Below are 19,591 nucleotides of genomic sequence, written 5' to 3'. Positions count from 1 at the left end.
ATGCTGCGTTTGGCACGTCCCCTCTCCCCGTCAAAACGGGGAGAGGGTTAGGGTGAGGGGCAGCCATTGCACAAGCCGAGCATGTCGGAGGCAGCCGCTTACCCCTTCACCGCCACCATGAAAATCCTGGGAAACCGCAGCAGCACCCGCCCGTCCGACATCTTCGGATAAGCCTTTTCCACCCGCGCGAGATAATCCGCCAGAAAGGCCTCGCGATATTCCTCGCCGGCCCGGGTGAGATAGGGCATCAGCCCGGTTCCCTTCACCCATTCGACGATCGCTGCCGCATCCGCCATCGGGTGATTGTAGATGGTGTGCCAGATATCGACGCGCGCGGCCTTGGCGATCAGCCTGGAATAATAGGCGGACGGCGCAGGCAAGCCCTTGCGGCGCACGCTCTTTCCCTCGAAGGCGCTCTTCCAGGGGCCGCTATTCGCCGCTTCCTCCATCAGGAGATGCGTGGGTTCGCCGAGATTGTCGGGCATCTGCACCGCCAGCACGCCGCCCGGGGAAAGCCCGTCCATCAGCCGGTCGAAAATGTCGAGATGATCGGGCAGCCATTGGAAGACGGCATTGGCAAAGAGCAGATCGGCGGGCTCGGTCGGCTGCCAGCTGCCGAGATCAGCCTCGACAAAGGCGGTGCCCGGAAGCCGCTTGCGGGCTGCCTCCAGCATGTTGAGATCGCTGTCGAGGCCCGAGACGCCTTGCGCACCATAACGCTCGATGATGAGCTCGGTCGAATTGCCCGGCCCGCAACCGAGATCGACGGCGCGGCGGATGCTCTGCAGCGGCACCTGCGCCAGAAGGTCGCGTGCCGGTCGCGTGCGTTCGTCCTCGAATTTCACATATTGGCTGGCGGACCATGCCATGGCGGTACCTCCTGAGGTCAGGCCACATCTTCCCTGTGGCGGATACGGATCTTGTCGATTTGCGGCCGTGGGGGCTCGATGATCTCAGGCGAAGCAGGCGACGCAACCGTCACTCCGCAGACACAAGTATCTTGTCCACACGCCTGCCGTCGAGATCGATGACTTCGAAGCGCCATCCATCTCTGGTGAAACTCTCGCCCAACTCCGGCAGATGTTTCAGCTCTTCCAGCACCAGGCCGGCCACAGTCTGATATTCGAGATCGTCATCGAGCTTGAGGTTCAGGAACTCGGCAAATTCGTCGATCGGCGTCCAGCCGGACACCAGGTAGGAACCGTCGTCGCGGCGCGCGATGGCCTGCTCGTCGACCGGCCCCTCCTGGAGAGCGCCCATGATCGCTTCCAGAATGTCGCCTGAGGAAACGATCCCTTCGAAATGGCCGTACTCGTCAAAAACCAGCACCATGTGGACCGGCGATCTCCGGATGGCTTCAATCACGTTGATGGCGGTGGCAAGGTCTGAAACGACAGGCACGTCCTGCGTCAGAGCCTTGATATCGGCACTGCCGTGTTCGGACATCGAGTCGTAAAAGTCCTTGACCGGCAGGATGCCGATCACCTCGTCCGAACTGCCCTTGCGAACGGGCAGCCGGGACCGTTTCGTCCGGTGCAGCTGCGCGCGGATTTCATCGAGGCTGTCGTCGATATCGATAATTTCGACGTCGCGCCGGGGCGTCATCAGCGCCCGGGCGGTGCGGTCCGCCAGCCGCATCACGCCTGATATCATCGCCGACTCTTCGCTTTCGATCACGCCGGCCGACTGCGCTTCGGCGAGAACGGTTTTGATCTCTTCGTCGGAGACGTTGTCGCCGACTTTGCCTGTTTGGCCCAGCAGCTTCAGCACAAGATTTCCGGAGGCGTTCAGCAGCCAGACGAGCGGCAGCGCAATTTTGGAAAGCACCGCCATCGCCGGCGCGACCTTCGCCGCAACGGCTTCGGGTTCCCGCAGCGCGATCTGCTTGGGAACAAGTTCGCCGACGATCAGGGAAAGATAGGTGATGGCGACGACGACCGAACCGACGCCGACCGCGTCCGCGGCCGTCGACGACATCCCCTGCGTCACCAGCCAGCCCGCCAGGCGGCCCCCGAGCGTGGCCCCTGAGAAAGCGCCCGAGAGAACACCGACCAGCGTGATGCCGATCTGAACCGTGGAGAGAAAGCGGCCGGGGTTTTCGGCAAGTTTGATGGCTTGCGCCGCCCCCTTGCTGCCATTGTCGGAGAGAACCTTCAGGCGGGCTGTCCGAGAAGACACGACAGCCAACTCAGACATGGCGAGCACACCATTGAGGATGGTGAGAAACGCCACAATTCCAATTTCCAGAAACACAGGGACCCTATTCGTTGAGGTTTCAATGCCACGTCGACGAGGCAACGCGGCGCGGCGTTCGAAGAGGCGCTATATCAGCATCGCCCATCGTCGTTCCATCATCGCGGTAACATCTGGAGCATGTCTCGCAAAACTGTGCTGCGGTTTTGCGATAAAGACATGAAGGATCGCGACACGCTTCTGGCGGCCCGTCATTCGCAATGATCTGGAAGAAGGCTGCTCCCTTCGGGATATACCCAAGGCGAGGCGGAGGTCATCGCGCCGTCTACAGCGGTCGCCACCTTCCTCGGTCGGGAAATCCCGGCTGGAACGGGCAGAGCTTGTACTGGACGGGTCGCTGTCGGGCATGTCGCAATTTTGGCGGTGAAACGGTGCCGGCGCAAGAGGCACCGGGCAAAATTCATTCTACCGCATTGATGTGACAGTTTCGAAAAGGACGGCGGGCCCACATTTCGGCTGGCAATCTCAGGGGAGTTTTTCGCATTTCTGCATGATACCGAACCGCTCGAAACGGTCCGGCATCATGTATCTGCGCATCAAGCCGCCAGGATGGTAATCCCGTAGGCATTGGCGGCCGCCGTCATGCGGGCGATGGTCTCCGCCGAAGGGCTGGCCTTCGGAGGCTCCGTCGCGCCTTCCGCTTCGATGAATTCGGCCATGTCGCGATCGACGATCGCGGAAAAGATTGCCGGGGCGGTCCCGCGATTGGAATAGCCGTGCACCACGAAAGGCGGGATGCTGACGATGTCGCCGGCATGGGCCTCGATCTCTTCAGGGCCGTTGTCGGTCAGCCGCCAGATCGTTAGCCGCCCCTGAAGGATGCGGAACACCTCGGGGCTCGCATGCGAATGTTTCGGCGTCCGGCTGCCTGATGGTACGGTGACGTCGAAAATGCTGAGCCAGTTTCCGCGGATACGAACCCGTCGCTCGACCCGGTCGCCGAGGACGAAGAAGCGCTTCGCGTCGTCGCTGGCATGCGTTTTCACAAATGAGTTGGACATCATGTCTCTTTCTTCTTCTTGTTGGCTTTTTCTTGCGGACGCAGCCGTTAGGCCTTTGCGCCGTCTTTGGCAACCATCGCAATATGCACGTCGGGAAACCAATGGCCCCGATATCGGTGCGGCGGGACGTTTTCGCAAGACCTGCCAGGCGGTGGCAAGGGCTGGTTGTTCGCTCCGCCTGCCCTTACCATGCGTTCGTGCCAAAGCGGGAAGCCCGAGAGGGATTGGCTACGTTACAGCTTGGCTCCGTCTTCTCCCCAGCGGGGGTCCGAAGGACGGGTCGAGACCTGTGGCTCGACCCGTCCTTCGGACCCCCGCTGGGGAGAAGCGGAATCGTGGCAGCGCCTTGGTTCCCTCTCACGCTTGTCACAGGCGAGAGGGCAGAACTCCCTCACGAAAACCGCGTAATCACGCTGATCCCCGTGGCCTCCGCCTTGTCGAGTGCCATCAGCGCCGGCACGGCCTCCTCGAGGCTGACGCGGCGGCCGATCAGCTTCTGCGGGGCGATCTTGCCGGCTGCCAGCATCGACAGCATGGCGTCGTAACGCCAGGCCTGCATGCCGTGGCTGCCGTAGATCTCCAGTTCGTTGCTGATCACTTGGGCCATCGGGATCTGCGGCGTCGCGTATTCGCCGAGCATCAGCCCCACCTGCACATGCCGGCCGCGGCGGCGCAGATTCTTGATCGAGTTGAAGCAGGTGGCGGGGTGGCCGAGCGCGTCGATCGAGACATGCGCGCCGCCCTTGGTGATCTCGCGCACCGCCTCGGCCACGTCGGCAACCCTTGAGGCATTGACCGTCGCCACCGCGCCGCATTCCCTGGCGAAGGCGAGTTTCTCCTCCGATATGTCGATGCCGATCGCGTTGGCGCCGAGCGCCGTGGCGATCATGATCGCCGACAGGCCGACCCCGCCGCAGCCATGCACGGCAATCCATTCGCCTGGCCCGGTGCGCGCCTGATCGGCAACCGCGCGGAACGAGGTGGCGAAGCGGCAGCCGAGGCTTGCTGCCGTCGCATCGTCGATCGTGTCGGGGAGGTGCACCAGATTGGTGTCGGCATAATCGATCGCCACATATTCGGCGAAAGAACCCCAATGGGTGAAGCCCGGCTGAAACTGGTTCGGGCAAACCTGCTGGTTGCCGGAATGGCACTCCCCGCAATGGCCGCAGCCGGAGACGAAGGGCACGGTCACCCGGTCGCCGACCTTGAAACGCACCACGCCGCGGCCGGTGGCGACGACCTGCCCGGCAAGCTCGTGTCCCGGCACATGCGGCAGGCGGATATCGGGATCATGTCCCATCCAGCCGTGCCAGTCGCTGCGGCAAAGCCCGCTGGCGCCGACCGATATGACGACACCGTCCTCGGAAGGCGTCGGATCGGGCAGGGTGCGGATCTCGGGCGCCTGTTCGAAGGCTTCGTAATACATGGCTTTCATCGGCGTCTTCCTTTGCTGCTGTCCCGCGATTTTTCCTTATGATCGCACGCGGCAGGCCGCCGTTCCAACATCCCATTCCATCATTTTTGCTGATGCACCCATCGCTGAAGGCGTGGGCGTCGCGCACGAATATTGCGGGCCGGACCCGTCCTCCGGCATTTTCTTGCTTCCGCATTTCCCATCCGGATTTGTCCTTGACCCCGCTCGCTGCGGCGGTTTTTGCTTCCGAGCTTTACAGGGGAGGGCAGCATGGCCGTCGATACATCACCGCGTTCAACCACCTGGACTCATGTCGACGGGGAGTGGCTCCCCGGCAATCCGCCGCTGATCGGGCCGACCTCGCATGCGATGTGGCTCGGCTCCACGGTTTTCGACGGCGCCCGCTGGTTCGACGGCATCGCCCCGGATCTCGACCTGCATTGCCAGCGCATCAATCGCTCGGCGCTTGCCATGGGGTTGAAGCCAGTGAAATCGGCCGAGGAGATCGCGGCACTCGCTTGGGAAGGCGTTGCGAAATTCGATGGCGCGACGGCAATCTACATCAAGCCGATGTATTGGGGCGAACATGGTTCGCCCGGCAGCATCGTTTCCGTCGATGCTGAATCGACCCGCTTTGCGCTCTGCCTGTTCGAGGCGCCGATGGGCGGCCATGGCGGCACCAGCCTCACCGTCTCGCCCTATCGTCGGCCGTCGCCTGAGACGGCGATGACCGAGGCGAAGACCGGCTCGCTCTATCCGAACAGCGGCCGCATGATCGCCGAGGCCCGCAGCCGCGGCTTCGACAATGCCTTGGTGCGCGATCTCAACGGCAACGTCGTCGAGACCGCCTCATCGAATGTCTTCCTGGTGCGCGACGGCGTGGTGATGACTCCGGCCGCCAACCGCACCTTCCTCGCCGGCATCACCCGCGCCCGCGTCATCGGCCTGTTGCGCAAGGCCGGTTTCGACGTCGTCGAAGCAACCCTCTCCGTCGAGGATTTCCTCGCCGCCGACGAAATCTTCACCACCGGCAACTACTCCAAAGTCGTCGGCGTCACCCGCCTCGACGACCGCAACCTCCCGGAAGGCCCGGTCACCCGCAAGGCGCTGGAGCTCTACATGAACTGGGCCCACGGCAGAAGCGAGAGCGAAGAGTGAGGAATGGTCCCGCGCAGCGGGAGCAATCGATCCAGTGAATTTGCAGTGGCGAACGCTCGGAGCGCAAGCGCAGGGCTGGCGCGGTCGTTCCCCTTGGAGCCATCTGCAAAGCCACCAATGACAACTTCAAACCGATGGGGCGTCACCGGTACTCATCTCGCCTGTAGAAATTGCCGTAGAGGTGCGTCAGCACCGAATTGGATGCCAGTTTATCTTCATCGCTGTCGCTATAAACATGTTTGTGTGGATCGCCTTCGCTGTAAATGAGAGCGACGAAATGATTGAGACCCACGCCGGCGATTCCCGTCGAAACGTCGCGCGCATCGATGATGGCAAACTTTGGACTGTTCTGTGAAGAACCGCTCGTGGCAGCGGCTTCGAAACTCGATTTATTGAAAATGGCGTACCACAGCCAAGGATCGAAGAGTGGCACGGTGACGATCGTTCCAAAGCAAACCGGAACAATGATGATGGCGATGAAGCTACTCGCCATCCCACGGAAACGACGACTATATTGGGCAGCAATGGCGCTGACAAACCAAACGAGCAGTATGCCCACGATCAAAAGAGCGAGCAGCAGACCTCCCAACAGATCAAAGACACCTCGTAGCCCATCGGCAAAACCAAGCGGCCAAAAATCCAAGGCGCGATCGTAGGCGGCATATGCGGTGCCAAGAAAAGCGGCGATGACCATTCGCCGAACATTCCAAATGTCTATGTGCTCAACCGACACAGTCACCTCGTTGTTTTTTAACGTCGAATGATGTCCAGCGAAGTCGAGGCATTTTGATGTCCGATCGGCATTGCTGCCGAGCTCTGCTGTGTTGAATTGCCCCTCACGTCATCCACTTCCGATGCTCCGCAAATCTCTCCGCAAGCAAGTCGATGAACAGCCTTACCTTGGTCGCCAGATGGCTACGGTTGGGATAGACGGCGTTGATGCTGAATTCGACCGGGCGGTAGTCCGGCATGATCTTCACCAGCCGTCCTTCGGCGATGTCGTCGAAGACCACGAAGCTCGGCGCCAGGAAGATGCCTTTTCCGTTCAGCGTCAGGAAACGCAGCATCTCGGCGCTGTTGGAGACGGCGTTACCGCCGATCTTGACACTTTCCTGCCGGCCTTCGCCATCCTCGAAGCGCCATTCCTCGCCATAGGGGTAATAGGCATATTGCAGGCAATTGTGATCGGCGACCTCGGCCGGTTTTTGCGGCATCGGATGGCTTTCGAAATAGACCGGCGAGCAGACGAGCACATGACGCCAGGGCGTCAGCTTGCGCGCGACGAGCGATGAATCCGGTGGCGGCACGGTGCGGATCACCAGATCGTAGCCGTCCTCGATCATGTCGACCATCCGCTCGCCGATGCTGAAATCGAGCGCGATCGACGGATAAAGCTCCATATATTCGCTGACGACGGGCAGCAGGAAGCGCACGATGGCGCTGCTGGTATAGACCTTCAGCGTGCCGCGCGGCGTGGTGCTGAGTGCGCCCGCCGTCCGGTCGGCCTCGTCGAGTTCTGCAAGGATCTGCGAGGAGCGTTCGTAGTAATATTTGCCGGTTTCCGTCAGGCTGACCTTGCGCGTCGTGCGGTTGAGGAGCCTGACGCCGAGCCGATCCTCCAGCGATTGCACGTGATTGCCGACCATGGTGACCGACATGTTGAGCCGGCGCGCGGCGGCGGAAAAACCGCCGCATTCCACCACGCGGCCAAAGACTGTGAGGCTTGTCAGCCGATCCATATTGCCCTCGGATTATCCGCTGAGAGTTGATGATCCTTCCCGATTTAAGCAGATTATCACAATGAACGGCAGGGTGCATTGTCCCTTCAATCGAACAGGCCTCTCAACGGGGCCGGCATTGAAGGAGAAACATGATGGTTGAGTTACCGCGCAAGGATGTTTTCGAAAGCGCCAAAGAGGCCGAGTTGATCGTGGCTGAAGAAGCCGCCAGGGCGCCGGCCGCCGAGGCGCCTCCTGTGCCGCTCGCCGAAGCCCCGGTTGCGCAAGCGCCGGCGAGGACCGGCCGCAGGATCGTCAAGCGCGTGGTCATCGCCGCGGCACTGCTTGCCGGCGTCGCCCTATCAGGCGATTTCGGCTACCGCTATTGGACGGTCGGCCGCTTCATCGAATCCACTGACGATGCCTATGTGAAGGCCGATTACACCACCGTTGCCCCGAAGGTCGCCGGCTATATCAGGCAGGTGCTGGTCAACGACAACGACCCGGTCAAATCAGGCCAGGTTCTCGCCCGCATCGACGACCGCGACTTCCAGGCCGCGCTGTCGCAGGCGAGGGCCGCCGTGAAGGCGGCCGATGCTGCGATCGCCAATATCGACGCCCAGATCGCCCTGCAGCAGTCGGTCATCGGCCAGGCCAAGGCGACGATCGATGCATCGCAGGCGTCGCTGGATTTTGCCGTTTCCGATGCCGCCCGCTCGGCCCGGCTGATCAGCAGCGGCGCCGGCACGCAATCGCGCGCCGAACAGAGCCAGTCGGCCCGCGACCAGGCTGCCGCCGCCGTCGAGCGCGACCGGGCGGCTCTCGTTGCGGCCGAGAACAAGGTGCCGGTGCTCAACAGCCAGCGTCAGCAGGCTGCTGCCGAGCGCGACCGGGCGGCCGCAGCCGCGCATCAGGCCGAACTCAACCTGTCCTATACTGATATCGTCGCCGCCGTTGACGGCACGGTCGGCGCCCGTTCGATCCGCGTCGGCCAATATGTCACCTCGGGCACGCAGCTGATGGCCGTCGTGCCGCTGCATGCCGTCTATGTCGTCGCCAATTTCAAGGAGACGCAACTGACCCATGTCCGCCCCGGCCAGCCGGTCGAGATCAAGGTCGACAGCTTTCCCGACATGGCGATCAGAGGCCATGTCGACAGTGTTTCGCCGGCGAGCGGCCTGGAATTCTCGCTGCTGCCGCCTGACAACGCCACCGGCAACTTCACCAAGATCGTCCAGCGCATCCCGGTCAAGATCGTCATCGACGACGAGGCGCTGAGCGGCCTGTTGCGCTCCGGCATGTCGGTCGAACCCGAAATCGATACCAAGGCTGCGCAGACCTCTGCGGCCGAGGAGGGATTATCCCGCCACGCCGGATAATTCTTCCGCCTTTTCCCGAATGATCACCATCATTCCCAAATGATCACGATCATTCCGGAATGATCACCCGAACCCCCGTCATGAGAAGGTTTTCCGTGAGAACCGGAAAGAGATCAGCCATGGCCACCCTTCAGATCGCCGCAAACAGCAATTCGCTCACGCGCCCCGCCGCGGCGGCGCCCGCCCAATCCGCCGCCATCAGCCCGGTCCGCATGTGGATGGCCGTCGTCGGCTCGACGCTCGGCGCCTTCATGGCGGTCCTCAACATCCAGATCGTCAACGCCTCGCTTGCCGATATCCAGGGCGCTATCGGCGCCGGCACGGATGACGGCGGCTGGATCTCGACCTCCTATCTGATCGCCGAGATCGTCGTCATCCCCTTGAGCGGCTGGCTGACCCGGGTCTTCTCGCTGCGCAATTACCTGCTCGTCAACGCCATCCTCTTCCTGATCTTCTCCGTCGCCTGCGCCTTTGCGGCCAATCTGCAGCAGATGATCGTCCTGCGCGCTATTCAGGGTTTTTCCGGCGGGGTGCTGATCCCGATGGCCTTCACCATCATCATCACCCTGCTGCCCAAGGCGAAGCAGCCGATCGGCCTGGCGCTTTTTGCCCTTTCGGCCACCTTCGCACCGGCCATCGGCCCGACCATCGGCGGATATCTCACCGAGAACTGGGGCTGGGAATATATTTTCTATGTCAATCTGGTGCCCGGCGTGCTGATGATCGGCCTGCTCTTTGCCTCGCTCGACCGGGCGCCGATGAACCTGAAGCTGCTTTCCAAGGGCGACTGGCCCGGTATCGTCACCATGGCGATCGGTCTGGCCGCCCTGCAGACCGTGCTGGAAGAGGGCAACAAGGAAGACTGGTTCGGCTCCGACTTCATCCTGCGCCTGTCGGTTATATCAGCCGTCTCGCTGACGCTGTTCTTGGTCATCGAGCTGAAGACGGCCCAGCCGCTGCTGAACCTGCGTCTGCTGCTGCGCCGCAATTTCGGCTTCGGCATCGTCGCCAATTTCCTGCTCGGCATCGCGCTTTATGGTTCGGTCTTCGTGCTGCCGATCTATCTCGCCCGTATCCAGGGCTATAATTCCGAGCAGATCGGCATGGTGCTCGCATGGACAGGCATCCCGCAGCTACTGCTGATCCCGCTGGTGCCGCGCCTGATGAAGCGTTTCGACGTCCGCCTGCTCATCGTCGTCGGCTTTGCCCTGTTTGCCGTCTCGAACTTCATGAACGTGCATATGACCGGCGATTATGCCAGCGACCAGCTGTTCTGGCCGAATATCGTGCGGGCCATTGGCCAGGCGCTCGTCTTCACGCCCCTTTCGGCGATCGCCACATCAGGCATCGAGCCGGAAAATGCCGGCTCGGCGTCATCACTCTTCAACATGATGCGCAATCTCGGCGGCGCGGTCGGCATTGCCTCACTGCAGACTTTCCTGTCGAAGCGCGAACAGTTCCACTCGAACATCCTGACCAATTCGGTCTCCGTCTTCGAGGAGGCCACCCGCGATCGTGTCGCGAAGCTGACGGCCTATTTCATGAACCACGGCGTCAGCGATCAGGCGCTCGCCGGCCACAAGGCCGTCGTCGCCATCGCTCTCAAAATACGCCGGCAGGCCAATATCATGGCCTTCAGCGACGCGTTCTTCCTGCTCGGCGTCGCCCTCGTCGTCGCTCTGCTTGCGATCCTGCTTCTGAAGAAACCCGGTCAACTCGCGGGCGGCGGCGCCCACTAGCGCCGCCTGGCTCAAGGAGAAGAAGCCATGACAACCGCGATCTATGCTCCAACCGCCGAACGGCAGACCGATGCCGTCGGCACCCGCGCGCTGCTTGCCATCATCGAATGGCTCTCCGGCGACGAATGCCATGCGCTCGACGAAGCAGGCCTCGTCTCCGGCCTCGGCCGCCGGCTTCAGGCGCTCGGTCTGCCGGTCGATCGGCTGACCCTGCATCTGATGACGCTGCATCCCGAGCTCGTCGGCCGCACCATTGCCTGGGCGCCGGGCGAACCGGTCGAGATCCACGACCGCGAACATGGCGCGCGGGCCGCGATAGCAAACACGCCGCTGCGCAAGGTCATGGAAACCCGGGAACCGCTGGTCGTCGGCCCTGGCGAAAGCGTGCACGGCCGCTGGCAGCATATCGACGTCTTCGCCGATCGCGGGCTGATGCAGCTTGTCATCGCGCCGCTCTGCAACATCGACGGGCCGGTCGGCGCCGCCGTCTTCGCCACGAGGCGGCCGGTCGGCTTCACAGCCTCCGAACGTCAGGTGATCGAGCGCATTCTGCCGGCGCTGCGCAACACCAGCGAGCTGCGTATTCTTCGTCAGGTCGAGCTCAGCCTGCTCGATACCTATGTCGGCCCGCTGACCGCAAGCCGGATTCTGGCCGGCCGCATCCGCCAGGGCGAAATCGAATCGATGGAGGCCGCCCTGCTGCTCTGCGATCTGCGCGGCTTCACCGAGCTGTCGAATAAACTCCCCGGCAGCACCGTGCTTGGGCTGCTCAACGCCTATTTCGACCGGGTCGTCCCGGCCATTACCCGGGAAGGCGGCGAAGTGCTGAAATTCATGGGCGACGCCGTGCTTGCCTTCTTTCCCGGCTACGCTGCGGCCCATGCCTGCGGCGCAGCCCTGGCATCGGCCCGCGCCATCCTCGATGAGATCGACCGCTTCCAGTACGACGGCATCGGCGTGAAGGCCGGCATCGCCCTGCACTACGGCGAGGTCAGCTACGGCAATATCGGCTCCGGCCGGCGTCTCGACTTCACCCTGATCGGCCGCGACGTCAATCTGGTCAGCCGCATCCAGACCGCCTGCAGTGAATTGGGCGCGGTCTTGCTGATGTCTGCGCCGTTCCGCGAGAAAGCCGGGGCAGGGGATGTGGTGTCGGTCGGGCCGCATGGGCTGAAGGGGTTTGCCGATCCGGCGGAGCTGTTTACGATCATGCGGTAGGTGTAAGCGCCCACCCCCTCTGCCCTGCCGGGCCCGCGGCTCGCCCGGGCCCGGCAGGGCAGAGGGGTGCTGCACCCGCCGAGATACCAAACCCCCACTTGCATAAAATGCATGGCAGGTCTGCCCGAAACGGCTTCGTCTTCCCCCATCTTTTCGCCATAGTGGCGCCGGAATTCCGTAAGCCGGGAGGAGGAGCTTATGACTGTGCTGTTCGACGAACAAGGCGAGATCATTCGCGAACTGGGTGTCGCCGCCGAGATCGATCCCGAGCGGGAGATCGAACGGCGAACTGCTTTCCTCAAGGATTATCTCGTCGGCTCGGGCATGCGCGGCTACGTCCTCGGCATCAGCGGCGGCGTCGATTCGCTGACGGCGGCTTTGCTGGCTCAGAAGGCCGTGCGCGAGCTGCGTGACAGCGGCCATGCGGCCGAATTTATCGCCGTACGCCTTCCCTATGGTGTCCAGGCGGACGAGGCCGATGCGGATAGGGCGCTTGCAACGATCGGTCCCGACCGCTCGATGGTGGTCAACATCAAGGCGGCGGCGGATGCGATGCTGGCCGCCGCTCAAGATGGCGGCCTTGCCTTTGCCGATGCCGGCCGGCAGGATTTCATCCTCGGCAACATCAAGGCGCGCCAGCGCATGATCGCCCAGTTCGCCCTTGCCGGCGCGCTCGGCGGCCTCGTCATCGGCACCGATCATGCCGCCGAGGCGGTCATGGGCTTCTTCACCAAATTCGGCGATGGCGCCGCCGATATCCTGCCGCTCGCCGGCCTCAACAAGCGCCGCGTGCGCCTGCTGGCAAAGCGGCTCGGTGCGCCTGATGAGCTGATCTTCAAGGTCCCGACCGCCGATCTCGAAGACCAGCGGCCGCTGCGCCCTGACGAGGAGGCCTATGGCGTCAGTTATGACGAGATCGACGATTTCCTCGAAGGCAGGCCGGTCGGCGAGATCGCCCGCCGCCGCATCCTCGCCGCCTATCGGGCGACCGCCCATAAGCGCGCTCTGCCGGTGGCCGTCAACGCGCTCTGAGGGGCGCGCTCAGGGCTGTACCGGCGAACCCGTCCAGTCCGACGAGGCGAGATAGACATTCGGCGCGAAATAGACGCCGTCGACGTCGAAGGCCTGGAGATCTTCGGCCCGCAGCGCTTCGCGCACCTTCGGGCGGGCCGCCACACGGGCCATGAAAGCGTGCAGCGCCGGCCATTGCTTGAGATTGATCTGGGTCCAGGGCGTCCAGTTCAGGCAGACGAAGAGATAGGCGTCCGCCACGGTGAAGGCCTCGCCGGTCAGATAGGGTCCGGCAAAACGGCCGCTCAGCCAGGCAAGCCGCTTTGCGACCTGGGCGCGGATCTGCGCATGCACGCTGGCATAAGCCGGCTCGAACAGCAGCACCATCGGCTTGTGCAGTTCGGCGGAGATGAAATTCAGATAGGATTGCACCTCGTTGCGGCTGATATTGCCGACCTCGGGCAGCATCGCCGCACCTTGCGGCACGCTGTCGGCGAGGAACTGCGCGATCGCCGGTCCCTCGGTCAGCACCTTGCCGTCGTCGAGCATCAGCGCCGGCACATAGCCGTTGCCGTTGATGGCGAGATAGTCCTTGCCGTCGCTCGTCCGGTGGTTTTCCCTGTTGACCTCGACGAGCTCGATATCGAGCCCCAGCTCCCGGCAGACGATATGCGGTGAAAGCGAGCAGGCCGCGGCGTTCATATAGAGTTTCATGGCAATTTCCTCTCTCATGCAGGCAGTCGACGCCGCCTGTTCGATATCATTGAACATCTGTACTGTTTCGCATAAAATGGGCTTCGTCAAGAATTTAATGCGAAACGGTACAGAATATGAAGGATGAGAAGAAGCGCGGCCGCCCGAGGGGCTTCGACGCCAAGGCCGCACTTGGCAAGGCGCGGGACGTCTTCTGGGACCGGGGCTTTGCCGCCGCCTCGCTCGATAATCTGAGTGCTGCGACCAACCTCAACCGCCCGAGCCTCTACGGCGCCTTCGGCGACAAGGAGGATCTCTATCTCGATACGCTGGAAGGTTATCGGCAGGACGGCATGGATGCGCTCGCCGAAGCGCTCGATCCGTCGCTGCCACTGCGTGACAATCTCGCCCGCGTCTATGCCGGCGCATTGGCGGTCTATCTGCATGGTGCAACCGCTGCCCGCGGCTGTCTGCTGATCGGCACGGCGACCGTCGAGGCGGTCGAGCGCGAGCGGGTCCGCGAGGTGCTCGGCCGCAGCCTCAGCGATTTCGACGGCGAGATCGAAAAGCGCATGCGCCTCGCCGTCGAACGCGGCGAGCTTCCCGAGAGCGCCGATCCGCAGACGCTGGCAAGGCTCGCTTCCGCCGTCATGCATTCGCTCGCCGTGCGCGCCCGCGCCGGCGACAGCCGCGAGACGCTGGAGGCGATCGCCCGCTCAGGCGTCGAGCTGATCTGCGGCAGCGCGCGCAGTTGATCCCGATCCGGCCTCAGTCGTCCTGGGCCGCACCATCCAGGCATAGGCGGCGCCGGTAAGAAGCAGCACCGAGGTGCCGAGGAAAACCGCCCGCATGCCGATATGGCCGCCGACGAAGCCGCCGAGAATAGGGCCGGCCACCTGGCCGATATATTGCGAGGAGACGGACAGGCCGAGAATGCCGCCGGCCGCGCTGTCCGGCACGCTGTGGCGGATGACGGCGGTAATGCAGGGCAGGAGCCCGCCGAGGGCGGCCCCCATCAGGAAGCGCAGGATGATCAGCTGCCAGGAACTGGTGACAAAGGCCTGCGGGATCAAAAGCAGCCCGGCGAGGGCGAGCGCGCCGGATATGACCGGCCAGTGGCCGATCCTGTCGGCGAGCCTGCCGAGCCATGAGGCGGAAAGAATGCTGCCGAGCGCGGCGGCCGACATGACGAGCCCCGAGATCTTCGTCACTTGCGTTGCGACCGGCACGATCTGCGCGACATAGACGGTGATGATCGGCTCGATCGACATATTGGCGAACATCAACAGCATGCCCGTCGCCAGCATGGCGACGACGGGCCGTTTATCGGGAATGGATTTCCAGCCGCCGCTTGCCTTGGCCGCCTGTTTGCGGGCTGGCGACTTCTCCTCCTTGATCAGCAGGGCGGTGGCGAGAAAGGCGAGGAAGATCATCGCCCCGGCAGCGAGAAACGTGCCGCGGATGCCGATAACAGGCGGCAGCACCCCGCCGACCAGCGGCCCGACAAGATTGCCGGCCATGATGCCGCAAGAAAGCACGCCGAGCGCCCAGGCCGAGCGCTCCTTCGGCGTCTGCGTCGCCACCAGCACCATCGAGCCGGAGGAATAACCGCCGGCAAGCCCGACGAAGAGGCGCAGCGCCACCAGCTGCCAGACATTGCCAGCCATGCCCATCAGCGAGATCGCCAGCGTCATGCCGAGGCTGGCGCGCACCAGCATCAGCTTGCGGCCGTAAATGTCGCCGAGCCGCCCCCAGAGCGGCGCCACGAGGGCGGCGGCCAGGAAGGTGGCGCCATAGGCGATGCCCGACCATTGCACGATCGCCGCATGGTCGGCCACCCCGAGCTCCTCGACATAGAGCGGCAGGAAAGGCAGCAGCAGCGTCATCGCCACGATGGTGGTGAAGGAGCCGATCAGCGAGACGGCGAGGTTGCGCTTCCAGTGGATCGAGCCTGCCTTGACGCTCGCCGCGTCCAATTGCGTATCGGTCATTCCTTGCCTCGGCGTCGATCACGAGGCGCAATTGCGCCGAAACTGGATCATTTGAGGTAAATGGGCTAAACTGATTGCGTGATGCAATCGGTTAATCGGAGGATATTGCTATGAACGACATGAACGATATGCGCACGAGGCAGCAGACCGTCCGCGATCTCTACGCCGCCTATCTGGCTGACCGCAAGGATAAAGTCGGCGCCATGCTGACGGAGGATTTCACCTTCTCCAGTCCGCGTGACGACCATATCGACCGGGCGGCCTATTTCGAGCGCTGCTGGCCGAAGGAGCCGGTCTTCCGCGCCATCCATATCGAATTCCTGGCAGTCGATGGCGACGAGGCAGCCGTGCGTTACCGCGCCGAAAAATTGGAGGGCGGCAGTTTCGCCAACATGGAGAGCCTGCGCTTCCGGGATGAGAAGATCGCCTCCGTAGAGGTTTATTTCGGCCGCAATCTGTAGTCCGGGCGGTGCTGCTTAGAAGAGCCGTATCGCCGATGTCGCGATGATGACCATCGAGACAGCCACCATCAGCGCCCGCACCGGCAGCCGCTTGACCAGGATGGCGCCGAAAGGGGCGGCGATGACGCCGCCGATGATCAGGCCGATCGCCGAATTGAGCTCCGACCAGCCGAGCGTCAGGATGAAGGTCAGCGAAATCGTCAGCGTCACCGCGAATTCGGTGAAATTGGTCGAGCCGATCACCCGTTTCAGATCGTGGCCGCGCCCGACCAGCGTGCTGGTGACGACAGGTCCCCATCCGCCGCCGCCGATCGCATCGAGAATGCCGCCGCAAAAGCCGACGGGCGGCACGGCCCAGTCACGCACCTCGCGCTTGCCTGGCGGCCGAAAGGCCTTGTAGAGAATCAACAAGCCGATGGCGATCAGATAGGCCGACACGAAGGGCGCGATCACCTTGCCGTCGATATTGGCCAGCAGATAGGCGCCGATCGCCCCGCCGATCATGCCGGCCGGTGCGAGCCGCGCCACCAGCCGCCAGTCGACATTGCGATGATAGGCATGCGAGATCCCCGATGCGGCGGTCGTGAACATCTCCGTCACATGCGTCATGGCGCTGGCATTGGCCGCCGGCACGCCGAAGGCGAGAAGGCTCGTCGTCGACAGCACGCCGAAGGCCATGCCGAGTGCGCCATCGACGATCTGCGCACAGAAGCCCACCACGATGAAAAAGAAGATGTCCGATGTCATACGGTCCCCTCAGACGAACGGTAGCATCAGAATCCGCGATGCGGGAAAAATTCTGATGTCAGGCGGAAAGTCCGCGCTGCTTCAGCCGGACGATCTTGAAGAAGCCGTTCGGAAAGACCGGCAGAATCTCGGCAGCGGAAAAATCGCCGCGACGCTCGGCCCAGGCAATGATGCGGTGGATGCGGAAGGCGGAGGACCAGCCGATGTGACGCACGAGCGGCGCCACCGCCGCCTCGATTGCGCCCTGCAGGCCGGCGCCGTCGCCAAGCTTGCTGGCGAGGATGATCTCGCCGCCCGGCCGCAGCACCCGGGCGCATTCATCGAGCGCCCGCTCGGGCTCGGGGATGAGCGTGATGACGAAGGGCAGGCAAACCGCATCGAAAGACCGGTCGGCAAAGCTCAGCGCATGCGCATCCATCACCTCAAGCGCCTTGATATGCTGCAGCTTGTCGCGGCGCACCTTTTCGCGCGCCCGCGCGATCATGTGTTCGGAGATGTCGATGCCGGTCACCCGGCAGCGGCTGGGATAGTGGCCGAGCGTCAGGCCGGTGCCGACGCCGACTTCCAGAATATCGGTGCCGGCCGCAGCGGCGAGTGCGGCCAGCTTGCGATGGCCGTCACGCAGAATGCCGCGATAGACGCGGTCATAGACCGGCGCCCAGCGCCGATAGATTTTCTGCTGATCTTCCGCCCTGCCGCGAAGCTCTGTCATCCCGCACCCTCCTGAACCCCGTCCTCAACTCCTGAGGGTGGCGTCCGGTTCCGTTGGAAATGTGACTGAAGGCACATACTCGCAAAGCGGAGAGTGCCGACGCAGCCTATCTTGCCGGTGCGAGGCCAAGCTTTTTGGCGTCGAGCTCGCTGCCGATCTCGACGGTTTTCGTCTGCTTGTCGTACACGCAGATCTGCGCGACCAGGCCGTTGGCGCCCTTCGGCTTTCCCGTCACCAAAGCCAGTCCGAAATGGCTGGTGCCGAAGGGATCGACGCTGGCGGCAGGTTTGTCGATCGCGACAGCGGCCTTCTTGCACTTGGCCTCGACGTCGGCTGCCAGCTGTTTCCAGGCGTCGTCCGAAGAGGCATGTGCTGCGCCCGCGAGACTAATAAGCGCGGCAGTGGTCAGAAGCGGGATTATATTCCTGTTCATATTGATCTCCGTTGCGGTGTGTCGCCGGGAAGCGGTTTTCGGGGCGGGCATCCCGGGTGATTTTCCCGCCCGATTCCAGCCCGGTAACTGAGGCAAATTTTCCTCCGACGGATCGTTTTTTGACATTTCGCCGGTTGCCTCTCCTCCCTTCCCCTCCTATGTTCCGCCTCACCTGCCGATGACGCAATCTATTGCCAAGAGGAGATCTGACATGGCTTTCGAATTGCCTGAACTTCCCTATGATTACGAAGCACTTGCTCCCTTCATGTCGAAGGAAACGCTGGAGTTTCACCACGATAAGCACCACAAGGCCTATGTCGACAACGGCAACAAGCTCGCCGCCGAAGCCGGCCTTTCGGATCTGTCGCTCGAAGACGTCGTGAAGAAGTCCTTCGGCACCAATGCTGGCCTCTTCAACAATGCCGCGCAGCACTACAACCACATCCATTTCTGGAAGTGGATGAAGAAGGGCGGCGGCGGCAACAAGCTGCCGGGCAAGCTGGAAGCAGCCTTCGCCTCCGATCTCGGCGGCTACGACAAGTTCAAGGCCGATTTCGCCAATGCCGGCGCCACCCAGTTCGGCTCTGGCTGGGCCTGGGTTTCCGTCAAGAACGGCAAGCTCGAAATCTCCAAGACCCCGAACGGCGAAAACCCGCTCGTCCACGGCGCCACCCCGATCCTCGGCGTCGACGTCTGGGAACACTCCTATTACATCGACTATCGCAACGCCCGCCCGAAATACCTCGAGGCCTTCGTCGATAGCCTGATCAACTGGGATTACGTCCTGGAGCGCTACGAAGAAGCCACGAAGTAAGCGGGCCCGGACCAGCCGCCATGGGCGGCGATGTCTCAGCCTCTTTAAGTTCAGCACCCGGCGCCACAAACGCCGGGTGTTTCGTTTTATGCGCCAGTCGCGAAATCTTGAAATTTTGAGCGCCCAAAGATCGATGATGAAGCAGCTTCCCTTCAAGCCCGAAGCGGTCCTGTTCGACATGGACGGCTTAATTTTCGATACCGAGGCTTTGTATCGGGACGCCGTTATCAAGGCCGCTGAGGAAAACGGGTTTGATATCCCGGTGTCCGTCTATCTGGAAACGATTGGATTACCCGGCATGTCGGCCAGAGCGCTTTTGGGCCTGCATCTTGGCGGAGAGTTTCCCATCGAGGACGTGTGGAATCAAGCCTCGGATCGGTTCCGGACGATGGTTGCAACAGAGCTGCGCCTCAAGCCAGGGGTCATTGAAATATTGGACTGGCTGGAAGAAATTCAACTTCCGTGGGCCATCGTCACCTCCTCGGACCATGACACGGTGCTTAGCCATCTGCTGGCGGTGAATCTGAAGGATCGCTTTGCGCACATCATCGCCCGCGGAGACTATAGCGCGGGCAAACCTCATCCGGAGCCATACCTGAAAGCCGCAAGCCGGTTAGGGGTGAACCCCAGCCGTTCTGTTGCACTCGAGGATTCTCGCAACGGTGTGCTTTCGGCATCTCGTGCCGGTCTGATGACCATAATGGTGCCCGACCTCGTTCAGCCAACGCCGGATACCCAAAACCTATGCGCCTATGTCGCGCCAGATCTACACGACGTTCTTGCCGTTTTGATCAATGCGCTCCAGGTAAAATGAACAGGTCGGATCTGCAATCAAAGCTCGGGGATCTC

At 62.5% G+C, this 19,591-nt stretch carries 20 protein-coding genes; 9 read left to right on the top strand and 11 right to left on the bottom strand.

The window, feature by feature from the left end:
• Positions 1-98: 98 nt before the first annotated feature.
• From tam to QMO80_RS06850, 4 genes are all read right to left on the bottom strand, one after another.
• Positions 99-869 carry a trans-aconitate 2-methyltransferase gene (gene tam, locus QMO80_RS06865; protein ID WP_283199401.1) on the bottom strand — a complete coding sequence of 257 codons (771 nt, stop codon included), beginning with the start codon at positions 867-869 and terminating at the stop codon, positions 99-101.
• Positions 870-978: 109 nt separating this feature from the next.
• On the bottom strand, positions 979-2,253 hold the full coding sequence (locus tag QMO80_RS06860; protein ID WP_283199400.1) for a hemolysin family protein: 1,275 nt from the start codon (positions 2,251-2,253) through the stop codon (positions 979-981).
• A gap of 536 nt (positions 2,254-2,789) precedes the next feature.
• Positions 2,790-3,257, bottom strand: coding sequence for a cupin domain-containing protein (locus QMO80_RS06855; RefSeq protein ID WP_283199399.1), 468 nt, complete (start codon positions 3,255-3,257; stop codon positions 2,790-2,792).
• 388 nt (positions 3,258-3,645) lie between these two features.
• Entirely contained in the window at positions 3,646-4,689 is a 1,044-nt protein-coding gene (locus tag QMO80_RS06850; RefSeq protein WP_283199398.1) for a zinc-dependent alcohol dehydrogenase family protein, read from the bottom strand.
• Positions 4,690-4,938: 249 nt separating this feature from the next.
• On the opposite strand from QMO80_RS06850, the gene QMO80_RS06845 reads away from it, so the two are divergent.
• Positions 4,939-5,826 carry a branched-chain amino acid aminotransferase gene (locus QMO80_RS06845; RefSeq protein ID WP_283199397.1) on the top strand — a complete coding sequence of 296 codons (888 nt, stop codon included), beginning with the start codon at positions 4,939-4,941 and terminating at the stop codon, positions 5,824-5,826.
• A 142-nt stretch (positions 5,827-5,968) separates the two neighbouring features.
• Here the strand turns inward: QMO80_RS06845 and QMO80_RS06840 are convergent, their stop codons facing one another.
• Together QMO80_RS06840 and QMO80_RS06835 are read right to left on the bottom strand one after the other, a co-directional pair.
• Positions 5,969-6,520, bottom strand: a complete 552-nt coding sequence (locus QMO80_RS06840; protein WP_283199396.1) for a hypothetical protein — start codon at positions 6,518-6,520, stop codon at positions 5,969-5,971.
• A gap of 142 nt (positions 6,521-6,662) precedes the next feature.
• Positions 6,663-7,565, bottom strand: a complete 903-nt coding sequence (locus QMO80_RS06835; protein ID WP_283199395.1) for a LysR family transcriptional regulator — start codon at positions 7,563-7,565, stop codon at positions 6,663-6,665.
• A gap of 134 nt (positions 7,566-7,699) precedes the next feature.
• Between QMO80_RS06835 and QMO80_RS06830 the strand changes: the two genes are divergently transcribed.
• From QMO80_RS06830 to nadE, 4 genes are all read left to right on the top strand, one after another.
• The gene (locus QMO80_RS06830; protein WP_283200129.1) at positions 7,700-8,923 is read left to right on the top strand and encodes an HlyD family secretion protein; all 1,224 of its coding nucleotides are present in this window, start codon (positions 7,700-7,702) and stop codon (positions 8,921-8,923) included.
• Between the two features lie 119 nt (positions 8,924-9,042).
• On the top strand, positions 9,043-10,662 hold the full coding sequence (locus QMO80_RS06825; protein WP_283199394.1) for an MDR family MFS transporter: 1,620 nt from the start codon (positions 9,043-9,045) through the stop codon (positions 10,660-10,662).
• Positions 10,663-10,689: 27 nt separating this feature from the next.
• Positions 10,690-11,880, top strand: coding sequence for an adenylate/guanylate cyclase domain-containing protein (locus QMO80_RS06820; RefSeq protein WP_283199393.1), 1,191 nt, complete (start codon positions 10,690-10,692; stop codon positions 11,878-11,880).
• A 198-nt stretch (positions 11,881-12,078) separates the two neighbouring features.
• Positions 12,079-12,912, top strand: a complete 834-nt coding sequence (gene nadE / locus QMO80_RS06815) for an ammonia-dependent NAD(+) synthetase (protein ID WP_283199392.1) — start codon at positions 12,079-12,081, stop codon at positions 12,910-12,912.
• 9 nt (positions 12,913-12,921) lie between these two features.
• On the opposite strand, the gene gstA is transcribed toward nadE, so the two are convergent.
• Positions 12,922-13,605, bottom strand: a complete 684-nt coding sequence (gene gstA / locus QMO80_RS06810) for a glutathione transferase GstA (protein WP_283199391.1) — start codon at positions 13,603-13,605, stop codon at positions 12,922-12,924.
• A 116-nt stretch (positions 13,606-13,721) separates the two neighbouring features.
• On the opposite strand from gstA, the gene QMO80_RS06805 reads away from it, so the two are divergent.
• Positions 13,722-14,339 carry a TetR/AcrR family transcriptional regulator gene (locus QMO80_RS06805; RefSeq protein ID WP_283199390.1) on the top strand — a complete coding sequence of 206 codons (618 nt, stop codon included), beginning with the start codon at positions 13,722-13,724 and terminating at the stop codon, positions 14,337-14,339.
• Here the strand turns inward: QMO80_RS06805 and QMO80_RS06800 are convergent.
• Positions 14,301-15,575 (bottom strand): multidrug efflux MFS transporter, encoded by a 1,275-nt coding sequence (locus QMO80_RS06800; RefSeq protein WP_283199389.1) that lies wholly within the window; start codon positions 15,573-15,575, stop codon positions 14,301-14,303. The two genes, QMO80_RS06805 and QMO80_RS06800, sit on opposite strands and share 39 nt — an antisense overlap.
• 119 nt (positions 15,576-15,694) lie before the next feature.
• Here QMO80_RS06800 and QMO80_RS06795 point away from each other — a divergent pair, with 119 nt between their 5' ends.
• Positions 15,695-16,036: a nuclear transport factor 2 family protein gene (locus tag QMO80_RS06795; RefSeq protein ID WP_283200128.1), complete on the top strand. Its 342-nt coding sequence runs from the start codon at positions 15,695-15,697 to the stop codon at positions 16,034-16,036.
• Positions 16,037-16,051: 15 nt separating this feature from the next.
• Here the strand turns inward: QMO80_RS06795 and QMO80_RS06790 are convergent, their stop codons facing one another.
• From QMO80_RS06790 to QMO80_RS06780, 3 genes are all read right to left on the bottom strand, one after another.
• Positions 16,052-16,783, bottom strand: a complete 732-nt coding sequence (locus QMO80_RS06790; protein WP_283199388.1) for a sulfite exporter TauE/SafE family protein — start codon at positions 16,781-16,783, stop codon at positions 16,052-16,054.
• A 58-nt stretch (positions 16,784-16,841) separates the two neighbouring features.
• Positions 16,842-17,495: a class I SAM-dependent methyltransferase gene (locus QMO80_RS06785; protein WP_283199387.1), complete on the bottom strand. Its 654-nt coding sequence runs from the start codon at positions 17,493-17,495 to the stop codon at positions 16,842-16,844.
• A gap of 106 nt (positions 17,496-17,601) precedes the next feature.
• Positions 17,602-17,928 carry a hypothetical protein gene (locus QMO80_RS06780; RefSeq protein ID WP_283199386.1) on the bottom strand — a complete coding sequence of 109 codons (327 nt, stop codon included), beginning with the start codon at positions 17,926-17,928 and terminating at the stop codon, positions 17,602-17,604.
• Positions 17,929-18,139: 211 nt separating this feature from the next.
• Here QMO80_RS06780 and QMO80_RS06775 point away from each other — a divergent pair, with 211 nt between their 5' ends.
• Positions 18,140-18,742: a superoxide dismutase gene (locus QMO80_RS06775; protein ID WP_003569477.1), complete on the top strand. Its 603-nt coding sequence runs from the start codon at positions 18,140-18,142 to the stop codon at positions 18,740-18,742.
• A gap of 133 nt (positions 18,743-18,875) precedes the next feature.
• The gene (locus QMO80_RS06770) at positions 18,876-19,556 is read left to right on the top strand and encodes an HAD family phosphatase (RefSeq protein WP_283199385.1); all 681 of its coding nucleotides are present in this window, start codon (positions 18,876-18,878) and stop codon (positions 19,554-19,556) included.
• Positions 19,557-19,591 lie beyond the last annotated feature (35 nt).

The organism is Rhizobium sp. BT03 (assembly GCF_030053155.1).
GTDB lineage: Bacteria > Pseudomonadota > Alphaproteobacteria > Rhizobiales > Rhizobiaceae > Rhizobium.
This window is presented reverse-complemented; position numbering and strand designations above follow the sequence as displayed.